Raw genomic sequence first — 22,456 nt, 5'->3', positions numbered from 1 at the left:
TATCCTCACTTTATTTCTTCAGGCAGCAGCAGCGGCTGTCTTGTTGCGGCGCTCGACGTCATAAAGCAGACCGCCTTTTCGGGTGTAGACGCCCCAGGTGATGACGAGGCATGTCACGTAAAAGATCAGGAAGGCCCAGAGTGCTGCTTCCGGTCCGCCGGTCATGCTGATCGAGGTGCCGTAGCCCTTCGGAATGAAGAAAGCGCCGAAAGCAGCAATGGCCGAGGTGAAGCCGGTGATGGCAGCAGATTCCTTGTCCGCTTCGTGACGGCGTTCTTCCGGGGTGGCGTTTGGCATCAGCCGCACCATTTCCTTCGACATGATCGCCGGGATCATCTGGAACGTGGAGGCATTGCCGATACCGGTTGCGAAGAACAGCAGGACGAAGGAAGCAAAGAAGCCCCAGAAAGCATTCGGCTGTTCCTTGATGCCGACGAAATACAGCACGCCCGCCACGCCGATCATCATCAGCACGAATGCCCAGATGGTAACGCGACCGCCGCCATATTTATCCGCAAGCCAGCCCGAACCCGACCGCGACAGTGCGCCGACGAGAGGTCCGAGGAAGGCGAATTGCAGCGCATTGATCTCGGGGAACAGGATGTTGGTCAGAAGCGGGAAGCCAGCCGAATAGCCGATGAACGAACCGAACGTGCCGGTGTAAAGCCAGCACATAATCCAGTTGTGCTTGCGGCGGAAAATCACGGCCTGATCAGCAAACGATGCTTTGGCCGAGGCGATATCGTTCATGCCGAACCAGTTGGCGAAAGCGGTGATGACGATGAACGGTACGAAGATGAAGCCGGCGTTCTGGAGCCAGAGCGGGGCTTCGCCTGATGCGGTCGCGACCATTGCCGGATCGCCACCAAGCTTGCCGAAGATACCGGCAGTGATGACGAGCGGAACGACGAACTGCACGACGCTGACGCCGAGATTGCCGAGACCCGCATTGAGCGCCGCCGCATTGCCCTTTTCATGCTTCGGGAAGAAGAACGAAATGTTGGACATGGAGGAGGCGAAGTTGCCGCCACCGAAGCCACAGCAGAGCGCCAACAGCAGGAAGATGAAGTAAGGCGTATTCGGGTTCTGCACGGCATAGCCAATACCGATGGCCGGAATGACCAGCGACCAGGTGGTCAGTGTGGTCCACAGGCGGCCGCCGAAGATCGGCACCATGAAGGAATAGAAGATGCGGAACGTCGCGCCCGAAATGCCGGGGAGCGCTGCCAGCCAGAAGAGCTGGTCGGTCGTGAACTGGTAGCCCACCAGCGGCAGCTTTGCCACCACCACGGACCAGACCTGCCAGATGGCGAAGGACAGGAGAAGCGCGGGGATCGAAAGCCACAGATTGCGCTTGGCGATCCTTTTTCCTTTCTGTTCCCAGAAGGTCGGATCGTCCGGGCGCCAGTCGGTCAGGACGGAATCGCCCTTTGCAGGTTTGACTTCGGCCTTCTTGAGCCCCTGCAGTTCGGCAAAGGCCGGAAGCTCTTCCGTGGCCTTGCCTTCGGCTGCACGCTCCATCTGGCGGATCGAGACATGCATCCAGGCAAAGGAGACCGCGACGATGACAAAGAGCAGCATGAAGCAGCTCGTCCAAAGGCCGGTCTGGTCCAGCAGCACGCCGAACAGGATCGGCAGAATGAAGCCGCCGAGACCACCGATCATACCCACCAGGCCGCCGACAGAGCCGACATTGCCCGGATAATAGACCGGAATGTGCTTGAAGACGGCGGCCTTGCCGAGCGCCATGAAGAAGCCAAGGATGAAGACGGTGATGGTGAAACCGATCACGCTCATTTCAGCATGGAAAGCAAGCGGGCCGTTATCGCTCTGGATGACATAATCCGTCGGCGGATAGGACAATACGAATGTCGCGACCAGCGAAACGGCGAAGGTCCAGTACATGACCCGGCGCGCGCCGTAGACATCCGAAAGATGCCCGCCATAGGCGCGGAAAAGGCTGGCCGGGACAGAGAAGAACGCCGCGATGATGCCTGCCAGGCGAATATCGACACCATAGACATGGATCAGATACTGCGGCAGCCACAACGCGAGAGCCACGAAAGCGCCGAAGACGAAGAAATAGTAAAGCGAGAAACGCCAGACCTGCACGTTCTTGAGCGGTTCCAGCTCCATCAGCGTGCTTGTCGGTTTTTCGCCCTTGCGCCGACGCTCGACCAGAACCGGATCGTCGCTCGTGGTGAAGTAGAAGATCAGTGCCATGACGACCATCGCGGCCGCCCAGATTTCGGCGACCGCATGCCAGCCGAATGCAACCATGACCATCGGCGCGAAGAACTTCGTCACCGCCGACCCAACATTGCCCGCGCCGAAAATGCCGAGCGCAACGCCCTGCTTCTCGGGTGGGTACCAGCGCGAGACATAGGCAACACCGACCGAGAACGACCCGCCCGCCACGCCGACGCCGAGTGCTGCAATCAGCATCTGCGGGTAGGTGGTGGCATAGGTCAGAAGCCAGGTGGCAACCGCCGAGACCAGCATGGTCAGCGTGAAGATGGCGCGGCCACCATAGCGATCCGCCCAGATGCCCAGGATGACACGGATCAGCGATCCCGTAAGGATCGGCGTACCGACGAGCAGGCCGAACTGGGTTTCGCTTAAGCCCAGCTCGGATCGAATTTCAATGCCGATGATTGCGAAGATGGTCCAGACCGCAAAACAGACTGTGAATGCGGTCGTACTCATCGCCAGCGCGGTAGTCTGCGCCCTGGGATTTTCCCCTGCGACATGTTGCATAGGCGTACTCCGAATTGAATACCATGGAAGGTTTCGTTTGCACTTATGCGTCGACTTTCAGATGAATACATTGATTAAGATCAATATCGCCGGACTATTCAAGTTGAATTTAAGATATTCGTGAGTTAACGCCAAAAATAGATTTAGTTTGTCCGAAGTATTGATGAATACGCATTGCCTAATTGATATTAATCAAGCATAATAGACCAACAAAAACTTGACCCCAAAAGTGAGGTTTAATGCGGAAGGAAGATATCGACGCGCTGAGAAATCTGCCGCTTTTCATGGATATGGCAGATGCCACATTCGAGCGGATCATGCGTCCGAGCTTCGTGCAGTCATTTCCGCCGCGAACGACCTTGATCAAGGAAGACGAGCCCGCCGACTTTCTGTTTGCGATCCTCGATGGCCTTGTGCTGATGTCGGCGAAATCGGATGACGGCGAAACGGCACTGGAGATATTGCGCAATGACGATATTTTCATTCTCGCTGCGGTTCTCAATGACGATGTTTGCCTGCAGACCGCGCAGACACTGACGCCCACCCGCGTGTTGATGGTGCCCTCCAGCCTTGTCCGGGATTTGATGAGCGAGGATGTCGGCTTCATGCGCGCCGTCGTTTTTGAAACCGCACGCTCCTATCGCCGTCTGGTCAAGGAACTGAAGGCACAGAAGCTTCGAAGCAGTGTGCAGCGCCTCGCCAACTGGATCGTCAAGGAATCGCTGTTGAACAACGGCGCGGAGGTCGTGATGATCCCCTATGAAAAACGAACGCTGGCCGCCTATCTCGGCATGACGCCGGAGAACCTGTCACGCAATTTTGCGACACTCGGTTCCCATGGCGTCAGTGTGCAAGCCTCCGCAATCAAGATCACGAACAAGAACAAGCTGCTGCAATTCGCAGCCCCTTCCCATCTGATCGACAAGGAAGAACCGGCCCGCATGGCCGACAGGGTTTAGCGCTGCTATCTCACGTCCAGAAATACCGCACGATATGAAAGAAGACAGGCGCCGAAAAAACGAGGCTGTCGGCACGGTCAAGCATCCCGCCATGTCCTTCAATCATGTGTCCCCAGTCCTTCACGCCGCGATCACGCTTGATGGCGGAAGCGACCAGCCCGCCGAAAAAGCCCATGATGCAGGAAGTTGCAGCAAGTGCGCCCGCCTGAACCGGCGAAAACGGCGTCAGCCAGGCAAGCCCTGCTCCCAAAAGAGACGCTGCGGCAACCCCGCCGACAAACCCCTCCCAGGTCTTCGACGGCGATATGCTGGGCGCGATGCGATGTTTGCCGAACAGTTTGCCGAAAATATACTGCAACACATCGCTGCCCTGAACGGTCGCCACCAGAAACGCGATCAGCAGCAGTTTCTTGCCATCAAAACCGGGAATATCGAGCGTCATCAGCGCGGGCACATGGCTGATGCAATAGACCGACAGCATGATGCCCCATTGCTGCTCGCTGATGCGCTCCAGAAAGCGCGACGTGTCCCCGGAAAGTGCAGTCAGAACCGGCATGGCAAGGAAACAATAGACCGGGATGAAGATGGAATAGAGCCCGTACCAGTCGATCCAGATCAGATAATATTGCACCGGAATGACCAGCAGGAACATGCCGAGCAGCACGCGATGGTCGGCGCGGCGGGTCTGGGTCAGCGTCGCATATTCGCGCAAGGCGGCGAACGAGATCAGCGCAAACAGCACGATCACGCCGCCCTTGCCGAACAGGAAAGCGATGCACATGGCGCCGACCATGATCCACCATGCTTTGATGCGGGCATTGAGATTGACGAGCGTGGACGAAAGCGGTTTTGGCGCGCGCCATGAAAGAACACCGGCAACGGCGCTTGCCGTTGTCAGAACGCCCATGAGGCCAAGAAAGAGTCGGGTCGTTTCACTCATGGGTGCTTACCATTATGGGGCTGAATATCGAGAAGGCTCTGGCGGGCGCGGACGAGAAACTCCTTGCGGTCCTCGCCGTCGCGAAGCTGCACCGGCGCACCGAAAATGACACGGCACAGAAGCGGTACTGGCAGCATTGCGCCCTTGGGCAAAACACGCGACATATTTTCGATCCAGCAGGGCACCAGCTCGACATCAGGACGCGCCAGCGCCAGATTGTAGATGCCGGAACGAAAGCGCAGCAGCGCTTCATCGGTCATGTTGCGTGTGCCTTCGGGAAAGATGATGAGCGAGTGACCATCGGCCAAAGCTTTCAGCATCACTTCCATCGGGTCCTGCGTGCGTTCCACCCAGTTGCGCTCAACCAATACGGTGCGCAGCAAAACTTCCGCCATGAACTGGCGCACGCGGTTTCCCCGCCAGTAATCCGCACCGGCAACAGCGCGGGTGCGCGCACGCTCCTCCTGATCGAGACAGGAGGAAAGCAGGATAAAATCGCCATGGCTGGTGTGGTTGGCAAAATAGATGCGCTGAGTACGCGATGGCCCGGTGCCACTCCAGATTGGCCGCACGCCGGTAATCCCGCGCGACAGGATTGCCAGAAGCGAGCCGAAAATCGATTGCACCTGATGGCGGATCAGTTCCCGCATATCAAAGCCCCTGACCGAATGGCACCGTGGCCATGAGAATGAAAAGTACGATACCCAGCCCCATGAAGAACCGCAGACGCCCCATGATGCGTCGCGAGCCTTCCATCCTTTTCGCAAGTGGACGGACCGTGCCGTCATTGGAGCGCAAACCCATGCGCTCAAGAATGCTGTCTACCTCACCCAATCCCGTTTCACCGGAACCGGCGATCAGGCGGAAAAGCGCAGCATCGAACAAAAGGTGCGCTGCAATCCCCAGCACGATCAATGCGCTCGCCAGCAGCAGCGGCCAGATCAGCCAGAAAGCCAAATCGTGTACCGGGCGCATGAAAGGGGCGACCGCAAGAAGAACGACAGCGAAAGCAATGCCGAGAACGGCATTGCGGCGCAACACAATCGCGATGGACGTTGCCGGAGAATTCATGCCACCCCCTCGGCACGATGCAGATGGACAGGCCAGCCCTTGGAGCGGATCAGCGCTTCAGCTTCCCGCGCGTTGGCAGCGTGGCCGGTAGACACGAGCCACGCAACTGCAACCGTGGCGCTGCGCTGAAAACCAAGCGCACAACAGATGAGCACCGGACCACGATGGCGCGCAGCTTCAACGGCATCGGATGCCAGTCGCACTGTTTCGGATGCAGGTGCGATCAGATCAATCGTGCCAAAGCTTTTCCATTCAATTGAATGACTTGGCAAATGGCGTGGCGGCACCATTTCAGCGGCAAGATCAACGACGGCAGCAAAGGGGGAAAGCTCCGCTGGTTTTGGATACCGTCCAAGAAACACCCCGTCGGCCAGTTCGACATGTGGCGGCAGTTTGCGCGTCCAGAACCGCACGTTCAGTCGGGCAAAAAGCCGGTAAGGCCAAAGCAGCCAACGGCTTGCAAGGCTGACCGACCCGTCTGTCTGCTTCTGGAAAATGCCAGCCCCCGCACCGAGATAGCCAAGAGCGACGATGGCAAGTGCCGTCGCGGGCCAGAGCCAGAAAATCGCATAGCCAGTGATGGACAGGCCGTGGATTGCCAGAGCCAGAAACGGGACTCCACCCGCCAGATAATAAAAACCGATCCGTTTGGCTCTCATATCGAAAGTGAAATGAAAGCCCCCAAGCGGCGAAGGACCGCTGCGCGGAAAAAGCCATAGGGCAAACAGGCCAAGCAACGCGCCTGCCGGAATATCGACCGCGTGGTGCTGATAGGTGGTGAGCACCGACAGACCGATCAGCAGACACCAGACATGCCAGACCACGCGCATGGCGTCGCCCATTATGCGGCGCATCTGGTCCCAGATGATAATCAAGAGCGCAATATGCAGCGATGGCGCCTGATTGAAGGGTTTGTCGAAGCCGCCAAGCACATCGAACATGAAACCCGGAAGCCCGGCTGTTGCCGGTTTTACGAAAGTTGCGGTCAACGGAAAAGCGACAAAGCAGAGAACAGCGACGATCTGCGCGGTGAGATAGCGCTTTGCCAGCCGGTCGACCTGTTCCGGGCTGTCATTGACGAACAGCGCAATCGCATAGAACAGATTGACCGACCAATAGGGAATGATGCTCCACGCGATGAAGGGAACATGGTGTTCCCACTCGAAAGCAAGGTTCGGTACGTGACTTTGCTGCGATGCGAACCAGTTCGCCGTACCGTAGGTCAGGTAGAAAAAGGGGCCAAGAAACAGAAGCCAAAGGATGGCGCGGCGGATCACTGACCACCGTGAAGATCCATCCACTTCCGTTAATTGCGTGGTCACGCTTCGCCGTCTCCAACGCGTTCTGCAATCGATACGGAGAAAATGCCCCACTGATCGATGCGCTGTTCGAGCTTGCGATAGCCTGCCTTCTCGACAAGCTGGTCCATTTCGCCCTGCGTGCGCCGACGCATCACCCATGCCTCTCCGCCGCGATGCGACGTCAAAGCCCGTGCGATCATTTCAAGCTGCGGATGCCATGGCTGGTTGGTGTAGATCAGCAATGAGCCGGGTCTCTGCACGCGGGCAAGCCCCGACAGCGAACGATTGATCAGCGCATTATCGGGGAAAAGTTCGTAAAGACCGGACACGATGGCAAGGTCCGGCTGCGGCGTCACCGCTGCAAGGCTTTCCTCGTTGAAAGCGTCGCCCTCTTCCATATGAGCGATGGATTCCAGCCCGCGATCCCTGATGAGCTTGTTGCCTGCCAGCACATTGATCGGCGAATAATCGCGCAGGTGAATGCTGTCCGGCATTTCGTCGGCGCGCGCCACCGCATCGATGACATAACGGCCATGGCCGCAGGCAATGTCGAGGATATTGGTCGAACGGCCTTCGCTTTTGAGGCGCTTGATCGCCGCACCGATCAGTTCCTCCAGATGCACCTTGCGCTGGCGGATACCACGCCAGCCGATCGCTTCCAGAAACTGCTTGTCGATAAGCTTGCCGCCCGGCCCGAGGCCCCGCGCTTCATTCTCATAGACGTAATCGAGCGTGGAACCGGAATCGAAGCCCGTGCGCTTGCCGACTTTCAAGCCTTCCGAAAACAATGCGCCGAAGGCTATCGAAGCGCGTGTCGACGCCCAGTAAAGCCCCTGTGCCGTCAGAAGCGGCAGCGGGCTCGACAAGCGGTCCGCTTCGTCGCGCGTATGGCCCGCTATATGCGCTTCCGTCAGATCGGCGCGCTGCGGTGCTTCCGCAAAACGGGCCTCGATGAAATCGTGGATGCGTTCCACTGCCGGTTTGCGATCCCGTTCGCCCAGCGTGTCGTGGTAAAAACCTTTCAGAACATGCCGCTCCTTGATGCGGCTGCCAAGGTTCTCGAAGAAGCGATGTTGCGGCGCGGGGCGCACGACAAAATCGCTGCCGGAAATGAGCAGTTGCGTCGGAACCGTAATCGCCCGCGCATCGTCCACCACGCGCTTTGCCGCCTCATAAAGCTGAAGCAAGATATGCGATGCGATGGGCCGCGTGATCAGCGGATCAGTGCGATAGGATTCGATGCGTTCCGGATCATGAGTCAAAAACTGTGGTTTGACGTAGGAATTGACGTAGAACGTGCCCTTCAGCTTCTGCCACAGGCCGATGCTCTCCTTGGCGAAGGGCACATAGAGCTTGATGTCGAAGGCAGGTGAAGCCAACACCAGCGCACGAATATTCGGCGCATAATCATGCACCCAGGCAGCGGCCAGCACCGCGCCAACACTCTGCGCGATAATCGCCACATCTTCGATGGCGGCGCCGGTTTCCTGCCGGATATGGGTTACGAAACTATCCAGGTCACGGATCGACGCACCGAATGAGGGCGAGAAGCCACGCACGCCCGGCGACTGGCCGTGGCCGCGCGCATCCCACGCATAGAAGGCATAGTCATCCAGCCCCAGCTCATCGACGAGGTGCGCGACGCGTCCGCTATGCTCGTGCCCGCGATGCAGCAGAACGATGACGCCTTTCGGCTTTTCGCAGAGTGATGGCCAGAAACGGTAAAACAGCGAGCTGCCGTCATGGGTGACGAACTGGCTTTCCTGCGCGGCGCGATGCGGTTTTACTGCGTGCTCGTTCATGCCATCCCCTCTGCACCTGTTTCCTCACGGGCCGATTGCCCCCAATTTCTCCCAATTTCTATTGAGTGAAACCAAATGTTTGAATAAACGAGCTGGAGCGAACCGCAAATAGCTGTTCAATACTTATTCTTCGTTTCCCAAGAGATTCTTGATGTCGGTTTATCAACTTAAGTCGCGTTTCCAGAATTTACTGAGACCTCTTGTCGTGCGACTTGCCGCAGGCGGTGTAACGGCCAATCAGGTTACAGTCACCGCCGCGCTCGTCTCAATCATACTTGGCGCTTTTCTGGCGTGGTGCGCAAATCCGGCATGGTTTGCGCTCGTCCCGGTCTGGCTGTTCCTGCGCATGGCGCTCAATGCCGTCGATGGAATGCTGGCGCGCGAACACGGGCAGAAATCGACGCTCGGTGCCTATCTCAACGAGATCGGCGATGTCGTCTCCGATGCCGCGCTGTACGCACCGTTTGCGATCATCGCACCTTTGTCAGCGCCCTGGATTTTCGCGATTATCTTTCTGGCCACCCTGACGGAGTTTGCAGGCGTTACCGGCGCTTCACTTGGATCAAGCCGCCGCTATGACGGCCCGATGGGCAAGAGCGACCGCGCCGTGGTCTTCGGCGTGCTTGGCGCCTGGATCGCCATCGATGGCGCGCTGCCGGAGTGGACTTTCTGGCTGCAGCCGCTCCTGTGCCTGCTTCTGGTCGCGACCACCGTGAAACGCATCGCAAACGGCATAAACGAGACAAAAACCTGGTAAAAGAGGTTAAATCCAGCCTTCCGGCACTGGTATTGACGCAATTGGGGCCTATGTTGGTCCATTCAATTCCAGCTCAATCGGAGGCCATGCCAATGAAGAAAGCTAACGCTGCTTTTCTGCTTGCGGGCATACTCGCATTCTCATCCGGGTTCAGCCCGGCGTTCGCTGCCAGCAATGGCAGTTCGAAGCAAAGGGCGCAGGAAGTCACCGCTGTCGTCAATGCTGTCGCGCAGAAAATGCCCGACCAGCCGATCAATACGGTGATGTATATCCGCTCCAATAATTTCGAGGTTCTGGCCGGCGACTGCACCGTGCGTGCACATATCGTTTCGTCGGACCACAAGGCGAAAAGTGCCTCTCCCGACAGGATCAAGGTCCGGCTCAACAAGCGGCGCTGCGCGCGCTAATTCCCATTGAGTTGAGACCTTGCGACCGTCTTGACCACCCAGTCGGCAAAGACGCGCAGGCGGTTGCTGAGGTGCCGGTTGGGTGGATAGACCAGATAGATCGGCATCGGCTCGATTTCCCATTCCTGCAGGACAGGGCGCAACGTGCCGTTTTCAAGATCCTCGCGCACCATGAACAATGGTGCCTGCACCACGCCGAGCCCTGCCCGCGCGGCGGCGAGATAGGTGGTCGATTCATTCGCTGCCACGACATAGCGCCCGTTGACCTCGATTTCCTCTGTTCCCTTTTTGAAACGGAACGGCATCTGCTGGCCGGTCGAGGGACGGAAATAGCCAACCACCGTGCAGTTCCGGCCAAGATCGGACGGGTGGAGCGGGGTGGAACAACGGTCGAGATATTCGGCGGAAGCGCAGGCAGTGAAATGCATGTCGCCGATGCGGCGCGCAATCAGCGACTGGTCGGTCAGCTCGCCGATACGAATAGCGCAATCGACATTTTCCGCCACATAATCGACAGGCCGGTCCGATACGCCGAGATCGATCTGGATATCGGGATAACGCTGGTGAAACTCGATCAGCGCCGGAATGATGATGAGATTGGCGACCGCGCTTGCCATTTCAACGCGCAGCCGACCTTTGGGCAAGGTCTGGGCACTCGACAGACTGCCGTCAAGTTCTGCTAGATCGGCCAGCAATCGTGCTGCACGCTCATAGTAAAGCGCGCCGTTCGGTGTTACGAGAACACGGCGGGTCGTACGATTGAGGAGTTTTGTACGCAGATGGGCTTCCAATCCCTGGATGAGATTGCTGATCGTTGCCTTGGGCATATTGAGCGAGGCGGAGGCGCGCGTGAAATTCCCGGTTTCAACAACCCGGAGAAAAGCACGCATGGCCGAGAGCTGGTCCATCTTCAATAACCATCATTGTTCGAGATTCTGGATAGTGTAAACAAATCTAGGGGACTATTCCAGCCTATAGACAATGATAATATCTGACCATGGCGGTTTGCCGCTATACACGAAAGCAAGAAAGATGTGCGAGAAGTTCACGGTAGAGACAATGCAGGTTCATGGGCAGGTTCATGGGAACACCCATGGGCAGGCGGGCAGCGCCACCTGCACGGCACGCGTTTATCGCGGTGCCAAGTTGCTCTCTCCGCCGCCGGTGGTGTTGCACCTTCACGGCGGGGCTTTCTCGGTCAGTTGCCTTGGTGCCTGCGAACGCGTTGCCGAAACACTTGCCGAGGCAGGTGCGGTGGTCGTCTCGCCGGAATATTCGTCAGCCTGCCTCAACCCGTTCCCGGCGGCGCTTGAGATAACCTACTCGATTTTGACTTCGATGCGCGAGCGTTGCCCGGAATTTGCGCACAAGAAGTCGATGCTGTTCGTCGCCGGTGAAGAGGCGGGCGGTAATATTGCAGCCGGCGTGGCCCTCATGGCGCGCGATCAATATCTGACCGATCTCAAGGGCCAGATACTGCTTTCGCCCATGCTCGATCCCTGCCTCGCCACGGCGTCTTTCCGCAAATATTGCCCGGAAAGCGCCGTCCAGACGATGTCGGATGGCTGGCAGCATTATCTGGGCGAGTGTGCGGGTTTCACCCACCCCTATGCTGCGCCTGCCTTGTGTACGCGTCTTGCTGGTCTGGCACCCACTTTGCTTGTCACCAGCGCCCAATGCCCGATGCGCGATGAAACGCAGGCTTATGCCGAGCGTCTCCGTCAGGCGGGCGTGAAGGTTCAGTCTCATGTCCTGCCCGGAAAAGCCGGCTGGATACCCGAAAACAAGGTGGCGGGCACCGATTGGTCGCCACAGGAACATAAACTTATCGACCTGTTTGCCGATTTCTTCCGGCAGGCAGGAGCAAAGCCAATCGCAGCATAACATCAGTTTTGAAGTCCTCCCAAGCTTTGATCTGATGCTCACATTGAGACCGGCCCCCACCGGTTAGGAGATACAACAATGACATCGATCACAGCCCGCCGGGCCCTCTGGGGCGCCGGCCTGAGTATCCTATTGTCTGCAGCAGGCGGCGGCGCCATTCTCTTTGGTGTTCCTCACCTCAAGGCCGACGCCGCAACCGATATTTCCGCTCCGCCGCCTGCCGTGCCGGTTTCTGTCGCCAAGGCGGAATCGCGACGCATCGTGAGCTGGGAAGAATTCTCCGGTCGTCTGGAAGCGATTGACCGGGTTGAAATTCGCCCGCGCGTCGGCGGCGCTATCCTGAAAGCTCATTTCCGCGAAGGTGCGCTGGTAAAGCAGGGCGACCTGCTCGTCACCATCGATCCCGAGCCCTATGCAGCAGCGGTCGAAAAGGCGAAAGCGCAGGTTTCAGCCGAAGAAGCCCGCGTTGCGCTGGCCAAGACCGAACTGGATCGCGGGCGCCAGCTCGTGACCACCCGCACCATTGCCCAGAGCGGCCTCGACCAGCGCTCCAGCGCCTATGACGAGGCGCAGGCAAGCCTGCGTTCCGCCAAGGCCGCGCTTCGTTCATCCGAGCTTGACCTTCAATATACGGAAGTGCGCGCGCCGATTTCCGGTCGCGTCGGACGGCTGGAAGTCACGGCGGGCAATCTGGTTGCCGCAAGTTCCGCTTCGCCGGTCCTGACCACGCTTGTTTCGGTCGATCCGATCTATGCAAGCTTCAGCGCCAATGAGGAAGTCGTCACCAAGGCGCTTGCCAAGCTTGCCGCCTCACCCGGCGGAAGTGCCATCGAGCGCATTCCCGTCCAGATCGGCACTGCTTCTGATGAAGGCACTCCGATTTCCGGCCATATACAGCTCATCAACAATGAAGTCGATGCCACGACCGGAACGATCCGCGTTCGCGCTGCGATCGACAATCCGGATGGAAGGCTCATACCGGGCCAGTTTGTCCGCATTCGTTTCGGCGAACCGGAACCGGATGAAAAACTGGTGGTGAGCGACCGGGCGATTTCTTCCGATCAGGACAAGAAATTCGTCTTCGTGGTCGGCGCGGATAACAAGGTTGAATACCGACAGGTGGTTCTCGGTCGCAATTATGACGGCCTGCGCATTGTCGAAAGCGGGTTGAAGCCCGGCGAGAATATCGTCGTGAACGGCCTGCAACGCATTCGTCCGGGTGTGGTCGTCGTACCGCAGCCTGTCACCGAAACGCTTGCCAAGAATTAGTTGAAACGGCGCGCCTTACGGCGCGCGCTAGACGCAAGAACTCAGCCTCATCAACCCGCGAGAACGCACGTTTCCGCGGGTCAGGAGAGTCTTTGCCTTCCCGCTTAAGGGGGATAAACAGATGAACTTTTCACGCTTTTTCGTTGACCGCCCGGTCTTCGCTGGCGTTCTGTCGGTTCTGATCTTCGTTGCCGGTCTGATCGGCATGACAGGTCTGCCGATCTCGGAATATCCAGAAGTCGTGCCGCCACAAATTGTGGTTCGCGCGCAATATCCCGGCGCCAACCCGGCCGTTATTTCCGAAACCGTCGCAACGCCGCTTGAAGAACAGATCAACGGTGTCGAAGGCATGCTCTACATGCAGAGCCAGGCGACCGCCGATGGCGTCATGACGCTGACCGTCACTTTCGCGCTCGGCACCGATCCCGATCAGGCCCAGCAGCTCGTACAGAACCGTATTTCGCAGGCCGAGCCACGCCTGCCGGAAGAAGTGCGCACGCTGGGCGTCACAACCGCCAAAAGCTCGCCGGACCTTACGCTGGTCGTTCACCTTATCTCGCCCGATGGGCGATATGACGTGAACTATCTGCGCAATTATGCCGTTTTGAACGTCAAGGACCGTATCGCCCGCGTTCCGGGTGTCGGTCAGGTGCAGATATTCGGCGGTGGCGATTATTCGATGCGCGTCTGGATAGACCCGCAGAAGGCTGCCGAACGCGGACTTTCCGCAAGCGACATCGCCAATGCCATCCGCCAGCAGAACGTTCAGGCTGCTGCCGGTGTCATCGGCGCATCGCCGTCGGTTTCGGGTCTCGACCTTCAGCTTTCTGTCAATGCGCAAGGCCGTCTCCAGTCACCGGAAGAATTTGCCAACATCGTTGTAAAATCGGGCAGCGAAGGTGAAATCACCCGGCTGGGCGATGTTGCGCGCGTTGAAATGGGGGCTGCCGATTATTCCCTGCGCTCGCTGCTCGACAACAAGCAGGCTGTGGGCATGGGCGTGTTCCAGGCCCCCGGCTCCAATGCACTTGAGATTTCCGAGAACGTCCACGCCGCCATGGCCGATCTGAAGAAGACCATGCCGGAGGGTGTGGATTTCGACATCGTCTATGACACGACAGCCTTTGTGAAAGCCTCCATCGAGTCGGTCGTTCACACCCTGCTCGAAGCAATTGTTCTGGTGGTTATCGTGGTCATCATGTTCCTGCAGACATGGCGCGCCTCGATCATTCCGCTGGTTGCCGTTCCCGTTTCCATCGTCGGCACGTTCGCGGTCATGTATGTGTTCGGCTTCTCCATCAATGCACTCAGCCTCTTCGGCCTCGTGCTTGCCATCGGCATTGTGGTCGATGACGCCATCGTGGTGGTGGAAAATGTCGAGCGCAACATCGAACAGGGCCTGTCGCCGGTCGAGGCAACCTATCGTGCCATGCAGGAAGTGTCCGGGCCGATCATTGCCATCGCGCTGGTGCTGGTTGCGGTCTTCGTGCCGCTTGCCTTTATCACCGGCCTGACTGGCCAGTTCTACCGCCAGTTCGCTCTCACCATCGCGATCTCGACCGTGATCTCCGCGTTTAATTCGCTGACGCTTTCGCCTGCTCTGGCAGCCCTGCTGCTGCGCGGTCACGATGCGCCGAAGGATCGGCTTACCCGCATCATGGACAAGGCGTTCGGCTGGTTCTTCCGTGGCTTCAACCGTTTCTTTGGTGCAAGTTCAAACGCCTATGGACGCGGCGTTGGCAGTATTCTCTCGCGCAAGTCGCTGGTCATGGGCCTCTATGTCGTGCTGCTTGGTGTCACCTTCGTTCTGTTCCGTGCAGTGCCCGGCGGCTTCGTTCCGGCGCAGGACAAACAATATCTGATCGGCTTCGCGCAATTGCCGGATGCGGCAACGCTCGACCGTTCGGAAGATGTGATCCGCCGCATGAGCGACATTGCCCTCAAGCATCCGGGCGTGGCCAATGCCATTGCCTTCCCCGGCCTGTCGATCAACGGTTTCACCAATTCGTCGAACTCCGGCATCGTTTTCGTGACGCTGAAGCCGTTCGAGGAACGTAAAACCCCGGAGCTTTCGGCCAATGCCATCACGGGAGACCTGAACCAGCAGTTCGGTGCCATTCAGGATGCTTTCATCGCCATGTTCCCGCCGCCGCCCGTTCAGGGTCTCGGCACGACAGGCGGCTTCAAGCTTCAGCTTGAGGATCGCAACGGGCTTGGCTTCAAAGCGCTTGACGATGCGACCAAGGCGTTTCTCGCCAAGGCGTATCAGACACCGGAACTGGCCGGGCTCTATTCGAGCTACCAGATCAATGTGCCGCAGCTTTATGCCGATCTCGACCGCACGAAGGCGCGTCAGCTTGGTGTGGCGGTGACCGATGTGTTCGAAACCCTGCAGATCTATCTGGGTTCACTCTATGTCAACGACTTCAATGCCTTCGGGCGGACCTACAGCGTGCGCATTCAGGCCGATGCGAATTATCGCAGCCATGCCGAGGATATCGGCAAGCTGAAGGTTCGTTCGCAGTCGGGCGAGATGATCCCGCTGTCGGCTCTTCTGAAAGTCGAACAGACTGTGGGTGCAGAACGCGCCATCCGTTATAACGGCTTCCTTTCCGCTGATATCAACGGCAACCCGGCTCCCGGATTCTCGTCCGGTCAGGCGCAGGCTGCCATCGAACGGATCGCGGAAGAAACCCTGCCTCCGGGCATCGCTTACGAGTGGACCGACTTGACCTACCAGCAGATTCTGGCTGGCAGTTCCGGTTTCCTCGTCTTCCCGCTGGCGCTGCTGCTCGTCTATCTGGTTCTGGCTGCACAGTATGAAAGCCTTGCCCTGCCGCTTTCGATCATCATGATCGTGCCGATGGGGATCATGGCAGCGCTCACTGGCGTCTGGCTGACAGGAGGCGACAACAACGTCTTCACACAGATCGGCTTGATCGTCCTTGTGGGGCTATCGGCGAAGAACGCGATCCTGATCGTGGAATTCGCCCGCGAGCTGGAATTGTCCGGACGAAGCGTCGTGCAGGCTGCAGTCGAAGCCAGCCGGTTGCGTTTGCGCCCGATCCTGATGACTTCGATGGCGTTCATCATGGGCGTGGTGCCTCTGGTGACGTCGACAGGTGCCGGTGCGGAAATGCGCTCGGCCATGGGTATCGCGGTCTTTGCAGGCATGATCGGCGTGACCGCTTTCGGTATCTTCATGACGCCGGTGTTCTATGTGCTGATCCGCAAGCTCTCCGGCGAACGCCCGCTCAAGCATTCGGGCGCGAAGATCGAAGCCCCGCATCTGGCTCCGGGGGAATAACCCAGAGTCTTCCCTTATGTCCAAACAGAAGGGCCGGAGCAATCCGGCCCTTTCTTCATGCAAATTGTGGACTGGCGTCCCGCCGTCGCGATATCGCCCGAATCTCTTTTTTAAGAGGGGCTTGTCCGATGCATGAAGGAGAAGATTGTTGCAGAAACCCGGTTTGCTTGCCCTCGCCCTCGTTGTCACAGCATTGACTGCGTGTTCCGAAACGACGCCCGGCCCGTCGGCAAGTGCCTCCCTCGCAAAGCCGCCCGTCGACCCGACACCCATCACCGGTAACTGGTGCAGTTCCGATGGCCAGCGGTTCTCCATTTCCGGCGAGCGTTTCGACAGCCGCGACAGCCAATGTTCGGTCACGCGGATGAACAATTACGAAGGTACGTTTACCGTGGCCATGTCCTGCACCGCCAACGGCCAGCAGTCGAATGAAAACATCACGATTTCACCCGTCGGCCAGTCCCTGCATATCTCGTTCCTCTCGCTCGGCGGCAAGCGCGCTGTGGTGAGCCGCTGCGCGTCCTGAACAGACCGAAACCACATTAAGGCAAAACCACGATTTGGCGCAGTTTTCGCGCCAAATACGTTTTTGCGACGAGAACCAATACATTCCACCATAGAAATCTATGGCGAACGCCCGGCGAAATCATGGCCAAAATATGGCATATCACGTTTTGGGGACGATGTGATGCGACAGGGCGATCAGGCTCTGCTAAACTTGCCGTTGCAATGATACATCCCAACTGAAGGGAGACAGACATGAAAGTCGTATTCGTGACTACCGCTGTCCTCGCTCTGTCGGTTACAGCCGCGATGGCAGACTGCACCTATCATAGTGCTCAATCCTCCACGAAGATGGAGAAGCCTCAGACAACTGCTAGCATTCAGACAACGGCACCAGAACAGAAGTAATTGTCATATCTTCATTTGTGACGATCGTTGCCATGAGCAACGATCGTCACAAATTTTATGAGCCTAGAACTTCACGTTGAACGAAGCGTTGAAGCCGTTCCGCACGGCTCCATCACCGAATTGCCCCTTGTAACCGGCTGCAAGCGATGCGTTCTCGCTGAACTGGAAGTTCAGGCCAGCTTCGATCAGGGCTGCATCTTCAGCAATCGGCACACCTGCTACATTGAAGGTATCCGAACCGGTAAATGCATGACGGGCAACGGGAGTCGTGTCCCCGACCGCATGCTGCCAGCCGACCGTTGCCTGCAATGTCGAAGCGATACCGCCAAGCGTCAGATCGGTCGCGGCTCTCAAACCAAGCGTCGTATAGGTGACGTCGTCATTGTCGCTGCCGCTGTGAAGACCGGCAACACCATCCTCATCATATCCATCAGTATGAAGCCGGACATAGGCCAGATTGGCAAAAGGCTCGAAGCTCGTGCGACCGGCCTGCATCTTGTAACCGGCCTCGCCGAACAATTGCAGCGCCCTTGCGTCGTATGAAGCCTCTTCCGCCGCATTGAAACCGGCAAAGGAAACCGAGCGTCCGGTGTCGATATCGTACCAGCTATGGGTTGCACCAAAGCGAAGCCCGACATCGCCTACCCCAACCTGCCCGACCACGGTTCCGGCATAGGCCCCGAGCGTATAGGTGTCGACGGTAGCACTTGAGAAACGGGCATCGGCATCGAAGGAAGAATGGCCATAGCCTGCCATCAGGCCCGTGCGCCAGTTGCCGACCGGAATGTCGGCACCGATGAACATACCGCCTGCCGAAGTTGAGAGCTTGGCGGCATTGCCGTCGCCGTCATAGGAACCCCAGGCACCATAACCTTGCAGCCAGAAGGCCGTTTCGGCGGTGTTGGCGCAGGCCTGACCGTAAGCTCCGGTGCTGTCTCTGCCTGTCCATACCGAATTGCCCGCCAGGCAATTTGCATCGAACGAAGCGCGTAGGCGATCGCCGATGGCGTCACGTGCAAACCGGTTTTCGTCAATCAGCGCACCTTTGACGCTGGCGTGGATTTCACCCGAAAGAGCATCGAAACCAGCGCGCGCCTCAGCGGCAGTCAGGCTGACAAGCGCATTATAAACTGCGCCGCTGCCCAGCCCATCGGCAGCAAAAGCCACCGCTTTCTGGTTTCGCGTCTCGCCGACGCTGGCAAAGCTGGCATCGTTGCGCTCAAGACGGAGATCGATCGTCGTCGCACCGTAATTCAGACTCGGCGTCAGAAACGCCAGATTGCTGTCGATTGACGCAAATGTTCCGCTGATACCGCCTGCCGAAGTCAGGATCGTATAATTGGTCTGTGGTGCCCAGCCGCCATTTTCGCCAATAATCGAAAGACCGCCCGCAAGCTGCGCCGAACCGCCGATGACGAGATTGCTCGCCAGTCCTGCAGGCGTGGTGTCGATCTGCAGAACACTGTTCGCATCCTGCACCAGATTGCCGCCAATGGTCAGCGTTCCGATGGAACCACCGGGACGCAACACACCGTCATTGGTGACCGATCCGAGAATTGCGCCGTGCCCGCGTAGCGTACCGCCCGTCCTGATGGTGACATCGCCACCCAAAACCGCAGCCGATGGATCGGCATCGCCGACCTTGAGCATACCGTTTTCAATGACAGTGGAGCCTGTAAAGCTCGCACCATTGCCGTTGAAAACCAGCATGCCCGCCCCCTGTTTCACAAGGTTGCCGCTCCCGAAAAGACTACCTGCAAAGGCGCCGTCGCTCTGCTGGTCGAAGACAAGCCGCGCATTATTGGTGATGTTACCTTGAAGGCTTCCCGCATCACCCTGCAAAGTGCCCCCGCTGACGCGCGTGCCGCCGCTATAACTGTTCGCACCCGCCAGGATCAATGTTCCGTTGCCCGATTTGACAAACGTACCGCTGCCCGAAACATTGCCTGCAAAGGTGCCGTCGCTCTGCTGGTCGAAAACAAGTTGCGCATTGTTGGTGATATTGCCTTGCAGGCTTCCCGTATCACCCTGCAAGGTGCCGCCGCTGACAAGCGTTCCGCCGCTATAGCTGTTCGCACCCGCCAGGATCAATGTGCCGTCGCCCGCTTTGACCAGAGCGCCGCTGCCCGAAAGAGCCTGCGAGACCGTAAAGCGTGCTGCCGCATCGGCAATGTCGAAGCCGCCGCCACTGCCGGTCATGGTCAGACTGCGGGCGGTTTGCGAAAACCCGGTTCCTGTGATCCGCAGCGTGCCGCCATCAAGGACGAGACCACTGATGGGAAAGCCAAGATTGCCGTCGTTCGATACCGAAAGTGTGCCGGCACTGATCCGTGTGCCACCATTATAGGCATTGAAGGCATTGAGAACGAGCGTTCCCGCACCGGTCTTGGCGATGCCCTCCATGCCGATGATGACGTTATCGATGGTTGCAGTCCAGTTTGCGCTTGCAGCCGAACCGTCCCCAACGCGAATTTCAGATGCATTTCCGCTGCTGCCGATGAGGATCAGAGCACCGCCATCGAGCCGATAACCGTCGCTGGCAAACTGCATTCCAAGCGCACTCACCGCACCACCGGTATTATCGACCCTGACGAGGCCGGGTGCACCGCCAAATATTGCAAAGCCCGGCTGCGGAATCATGGGGCCGGTCACGCTGCCCTGAGAATCAGTCCAGTTATTATCCGCAACAAACCACGTCCCACTGCCGCCCCCCATCTGCGTCGGGCTGGCTAAACCGTTTGCGTTCCAGAAATTGAGCTGGAATCCAGCCATGTTGATCAGATTGATCTGCTTGCTACCCGTGAGTACTTGGATACTGCTTCCCGAAGGCGGGCTGAACCCACCGTTACTGATGGTTAGTGCTCCTCCAAAACTGAAAAGGTTGTACACGCCCGGCCCCATGCCGCCGCCATCAGTGATATTGAGAACAGAACTGTCGATAGTCAGGTTGCCTTCAACCCTGACACTGTCGCTGAGACCGAAAGTCGTGAAATTCGGACCCGGCGCACCAAACTCGAAATCAAGCTGGCTACCCCGCCCAACCGTGAGATTGCCTCCGACCGTAAGCGTGCCGATGCTGGCACCGGGACTTAAATGACTACCCGAAGCCAGCAGCAGATCACCATCTATGCGACCATGTCCGCCAATTGTTGCACCGGAGGCAACAGTGACATCACCGGCAACTGAAGCATAACTGCCGTTTGTATCTCCTATGATGAGACTACCGGCATTGACGTTGGTAGGCCCCATATAGGTGTTGATGCCGTTGAAAATCTGCTGTCCGCTGCCCTGCTTGACAATTCCACCCGTACCGCTGATCGTCCCGCCGAAAATCTGGCTGGCCGCACCGCTGAAGTTGAGTGTGTTGGCACCAAGCGATACGATCGTTCCAGCAACACCGCTCAATGCTCCAATGGTCTGGCTGCTGCCTCCCCCACTGATATCAAAACCGGCGCCTGCAGCGCCGAGATTTATAGAGCCGCCAGCCGCAAGTGAACCACCGGCACCGAGCGCCAGCGTGCCTGCATCGATCGTCGTACCACCGGTAAAGGTGTTTGCGCCGGTCAGGGTCTGTGTGCCCAAACCGACCTTCTTGATTCCGCCAGTGCCGCCGATTGTTCCGCCGAATGTGACGTTTGAATTATCACCGAATGTCAGGGCGTTCGCGCCCAGGTTGACCTGGCTTCCTGCCGCTCCGGCCAGTGAGCCGATTGCCTGAGCGCCCGCCGCACTGATATCGAAGGCAGTTCCCGAATTTGCAAGATTTACCGTGTTGGTGGACGACAGCGAACCTCCGGGGCCTATAGAAATGCCTCCTGCAGCAATTTTGATGCCGCCAGAGAATAAACTGGCACCGGAAAGGGTCAGCGTTCCGCTACCCTGCTTGATAATGCTACCGGTGCCACCAATTGTTCCGGCGAAAATCTGACTGGTCGCATCACCGAACGTCAACGTGCGGTCACCCAGCGCTACATTCGTACCGCTGACGCCACTTAGCGCGCCGATAGTCTGGTCAGTCCCTGCTCCGCTGATATCGAACCCGGCTCCGGCTGCGCCGAGGGACACGCCGCTGCCCGCAGCGAGTGAGCCTCCGGCACCCAGCGCCAGCGTTCCACTATTGATTGTCGTACCGCCGGTGAAGGTGTTGGCGCCAGTCAGCGTCTCCGTTCCCGGACCTTGCTTGACGATTCCCCCCGTGCCGTTGATTGTCCCAGCGAATGTCTGGTTGACCGTATCGCCAAATAAAAGTGCATTGGCACCGAGTGCGACGGTTGTACCGGCGACGCCATACAGCCCACCGATAGTGTGATTAGCACCTGCGGCGCTGATATCAAAAGAAGCGCCTATACCGTTGAGGTTGACCGCACCGATTGCCGCAAGCGCCCCCCCTGCACCCAGTGCAAGGACGCCGCCGTTGACCGTTGTGCCGCCGGTATAAATATTTGCACTCGTGAATACTGCCGTGCCAGTGCCTTGCTTGATGATGCCGCCAGTACCACTAATCATGCCACCAAAAGCAGTATTAGTCGCGTCACCGAATGTTAGATTATTGGCACCGAGCCAGATCGTGCTTCCATATACCCCAAACAGCCCGCCTATTGTTTGAGCGCCTGCCGCTCTGATATCGAAATAGGTTCCTGGATTTGCGAGATTCACTCGGCTGATTGGCGAAAGAGACCCGCCCATGCCCAAAGCAACCGTTCCCTCGGCAACGGTCAAACCGCCGGTAAACGTGCTGGCTCCGGTAAAAGTCTGTATTCCGCTTCCCTGTTTGACGACACCGCCAATGCCGTTGATCGAGCCAGCGAAGGTGTAACTGCGGGTATCCCCAAACGTCAATATATTGGAACCGAGCTCAACGAAGGTACCGGAAACGCCACTAAGTGCGCCGATAATCTGGCCACCCCCTGCCCCGCTAATATCGAAAACCTGTCCGGATGTGCCGAGGTGGACATCACCAGCCCCCTGAGCGCCCGTTGCGTTCAACCCCAGCGCCGCCGTTGCCATCAACAGCCACGTCCTGCGACGCAATACACCTGTCATGTGAATCCCCCCGGATGCCCGCCTGCAATGCATAGATTTTTACTGGA

At 58.1% G+C, this 22,456-nt stretch carries 16 protein-coding genes; 8 read left to right on the top strand and 8 right to left on the bottom strand.

Annotated features, from left to right (window positions below; genetic code table 11):
* Positions 1-18 precede the first annotated feature (18 nt).
* Positions 19-2,757, bottom strand: coding sequence for a nitrate/nitrite transporter (locus tag FIB18_RS11790; protein WP_140020887.1), 2,739 nt, complete (start codon positions 2,755-2,757; stop codon positions 19-21).
* Positions 2,758-2,996: 239 nt separating this feature from the next.
* Between FIB18_RS11790 and FIB18_RS11785 the strand changes: the two genes are divergently transcribed.
* The gene (locus tag FIB18_RS11785) at positions 2,997-3,716 is read left to right on the top strand and encodes a cyclic nucleotide-binding domain-containing protein (protein WP_140020886.1); all 720 of its coding nucleotides are present in this window, start codon (positions 2,997-2,999) and stop codon (positions 3,714-3,716) included.
* A 10-nt stretch (positions 3,717-3,726) separates the two neighbouring features.
* Here the strand turns inward: FIB18_RS11785 and FIB18_RS11780 are convergent, their stop codons facing one another.
* Genes FIB18_RS11780 through FIB18_RS11760 form a run of 5 tightly spaced genes read right to left on the bottom strand, consistent with a single transcriptional unit; the run spans position 3,727 to position 8,830 of the window.
* Positions 3,727-4,656, bottom strand: coding sequence for a phosphatidate cytidylyltransferase (locus FIB18_RS11780; RefSeq protein ID WP_140020885.1), 930 nt, complete (start codon positions 4,654-4,656; stop codon positions 3,727-3,729).
* Positions 4,653-5,306, bottom strand: coding sequence for a lysophospholipid acyltransferase family protein (locus tag FIB18_RS11775; protein ID WP_140020884.1), 654 nt, complete (start codon positions 5,304-5,306; stop codon positions 4,653-4,655). The genes FIB18_RS11780 and FIB18_RS11775 overlap by 4 nt, the downstream gene beginning before the upstream one ends.
* Position 5,307: 1 nt before the next feature.
* Positions 5,308-5,727, bottom strand: a complete 420-nt coding sequence (locus tag FIB18_RS11770; RefSeq protein ID WP_140020883.1) for a hypothetical protein — start codon at positions 5,725-5,727, stop codon at positions 5,308-5,310.
* Positions 5,724-7,049 carry a phosphatase PAP2/dual specificity phosphatase family protein gene (locus tag FIB18_RS11765; protein ID WP_140020882.1) on the bottom strand — a complete coding sequence of 442 codons (1,326 nt, stop codon included), beginning with the start codon at positions 7,047-7,049 and terminating at the stop codon, positions 5,724-5,726. Before FIB18_RS11765 ends, FIB18_RS11770 begins: the two co-directional genes overlap by 4 nt.
* Positions 7,046-8,830 carry a bifunctional alpha/beta hydrolase/class I SAM-dependent methyltransferase gene (locus FIB18_RS11760; protein ID WP_140020881.1) on the bottom strand — a complete coding sequence of 595 codons (1,785 nt, stop codon included), beginning with the start codon at positions 8,828-8,830 and terminating at the stop codon, positions 7,046-7,048. Before FIB18_RS11760 ends, FIB18_RS11765 begins: the two co-directional genes overlap by 4 nt.
* 151 nt (positions 8,831-8,981) lie before the next feature.
* Here FIB18_RS11760 and FIB18_RS11755 point away from each other — a divergent pair, with 151 nt between their 5' ends.
* Positions 8,982-9,587 (top strand): CDP-alcohol phosphatidyltransferase family protein, encoded by a 606-nt coding sequence (locus FIB18_RS11755; RefSeq protein ID WP_140020880.1) that lies wholly within the window; start codon positions 8,982-8,984, stop codon positions 9,585-9,587.
* 92 nt (positions 9,588-9,679) lie between these two features.
* Positions 9,680-9,994, top strand: a complete 315-nt coding sequence (locus FIB18_RS11750; protein WP_140020879.1) for a hypothetical protein — start codon at positions 9,680-9,682, stop codon at positions 9,992-9,994.
* Here FIB18_RS11750 and FIB18_RS11745 read toward each other — a convergent pair.
* A complete protein-coding gene (locus FIB18_RS11745) occupies positions 9,991-10,902 on the bottom strand; it encodes a LysR family transcriptional regulator (RefSeq protein WP_140020878.1) in 912 nt (303 codons plus the stop codon). The two genes, FIB18_RS11750 and FIB18_RS11745, sit on opposite strands and share 4 nt — an antisense overlap.
* 124 nt (positions 10,903-11,026) lie before the next feature.
* Here FIB18_RS11745 and FIB18_RS11740 point away from each other — a divergent pair, with 124 nt between their 5' ends.
* From FIB18_RS11740 to FIB18_RS24825, 5 genes are all read left to right on the top strand, one after another.
* Positions 11,027-11,878: an alpha/beta hydrolase gene (locus FIB18_RS11740; protein WP_407921856.1), complete on the top strand. Its 852-nt coding sequence runs from the start codon at positions 11,027-11,029 to the stop codon at positions 11,876-11,878.
* A 78-nt stretch (positions 11,879-11,956) separates the two neighbouring features.
* On the top strand, positions 11,957-13,147 hold the full coding sequence (locus FIB18_RS11735; RefSeq protein WP_140020877.1) for an efflux RND transporter periplasmic adaptor subunit: 1,191 nt from the start codon (positions 11,957-11,959) through the stop codon (positions 13,145-13,147).
* Positions 13,148-13,268: 121 nt separating this feature from the next.
* Positions 13,269-16,454, top strand: coding sequence for an efflux RND transporter permease subunit (locus FIB18_RS11730; RefSeq protein WP_140020876.1), 3,186 nt, complete (start codon positions 13,269-13,271; stop codon positions 16,452-16,454).
* Between the two features lie 148 nt (positions 16,455-16,602).
* Positions 16,603-16,980, top strand: a complete 378-nt coding sequence (locus tag FIB18_RS11725) for a hypothetical protein (RefSeq protein ID WP_140020875.1) — start codon at positions 16,603-16,605, stop codon at positions 16,978-16,980.
* A 233-nt stretch (positions 16,981-17,213) separates the two neighbouring features.
* Entirely contained in the window at positions 17,214-17,366 is a 153-nt protein-coding gene (locus tag FIB18_RS24825; protein WP_155723819.1) for a hypothetical protein, read from the top strand.
* 63 nt (positions 17,367-17,429) lie between these two features.
* Here FIB18_RS24825 and FIB18_RS11720 read toward each other — a convergent pair whose 3' ends face one another.
* The gene (locus FIB18_RS11720; RefSeq protein WP_158295705.1) at positions 17,430-22,409 is read right to left on the bottom strand and encodes an autotransporter-associated beta strand repeat-containing protein; all 4,980 of its coding nucleotides are present in this window, start codon (positions 22,407-22,409) and stop codon (positions 17,430-17,432) included.
* Positions 22,410-22,456 lie beyond the last annotated feature (47 nt).

Origin of the sequence: Brucella pecoris (assembly GCF_006376675.1) — a bacterium.
GTDB classification, from domain to species: domain Bacteria; phylum Pseudomonadota; class Alphaproteobacteria; order Rhizobiales; family Rhizobiaceae; genus Brucella; species Brucella pecoris.
Note: the sequence above shows the minus strand (reverse complement) of the source record. Positions and strands in the feature narration are given on the sequence as shown.

Excerpts from the sequence above, each read along its gene's own strand:
- FIB18_RS11730 (WP_140020876.1), top strand. The coding sequence starts at position 13,269 with ATGAACTTTTCACGCTTTTTCGTTGACCGCCCGGTCTTCGCTGGCGTT.
- FIB18_RS11775 (WP_140020884.1), bottom strand. The coding sequence starts at position 5,306 with ATGCGGGAACTGATCCGCCATCAGGTGCAATCGATTTTCGGCTCGCTT.
- FIB18_RS11735 (WP_140020877.1), top strand. The coding sequence starts at position 11,957 with ATGACATCGATCACAGCCCGCCGGGCCCTCTGGGGCGCCGGCCTGAGT.
- FIB18_RS24825 (WP_155723819.1), top strand. The coding sequence starts at position 17,214 with ATGAAAGTCGTATTCGTGACTACCGCTGTCCTCGCTCTGTCGGTTACA.
- FIB18_RS11785 (WP_140020886.1), top strand. The coding sequence starts at position 2,997 with ATGCGGAAGGAAGATATCGACGCGCTGAGAAATCTGCCGCTTTTCATG.
- FIB18_RS11755 (WP_140020880.1), top strand. The coding sequence starts at position 8,982 with ATGTCGGTTTATCAACTTAAGTCGCGTTTCCAGAATTTACTGAGACCT.
- FIB18_RS11760 (WP_140020881.1), bottom strand. The coding sequence starts at position 8,830 with ATGAACGAGCACGCAGTAAAACCGCATCGCGCCGCGCAGGAAAGCCAG.
- FIB18_RS11790 (WP_140020887.1), bottom strand. The coding sequence starts at position 2,757 with ATGCAACATGTCGCAGGGGAAAATCCCAGGGCGCAGACTACCGCGCTG.
- FIB18_RS11745 (WP_140020878.1), bottom strand. The coding sequence starts at position 10,902 with ATGGACCAGCTCTCGGCCATGCGTGCTTTTCTCCGGGTTGTTGAAACC.
- FIB18_RS11780 (WP_140020885.1), bottom strand. The coding sequence starts at position 4,656 with ATGAGTGAAACGACCCGACTCTTTCTTGGCCTCATGGGCGTTCTGACA.
- FIB18_RS11720 (WP_158295705.1), bottom strand. The coding sequence starts at position 22,409 with ATGACAGGTGTATTGCGTCGCAGGACGTGGCTGTTGATGGCAACGGCG.
- FIB18_RS11750 (WP_140020879.1), top strand. The coding sequence starts at position 9,680 with ATGAAGAAAGCTAACGCTGCTTTTCTGCTTGCGGGCATACTCGCATTC.
- FIB18_RS11770 (WP_140020883.1), bottom strand. The coding sequence starts at position 5,727 with ATGAATTCTCCGGCAACGTCCATCGCGATTGTGTTGCGCCGCAATGCC.
- FIB18_RS11740 (WP_407921856.1), top strand. The coding sequence starts at position 11,027 with ATGTGCGAGAAGTTCACGGTAGAGACAATGCAGGTTCATGGGCAGGTT.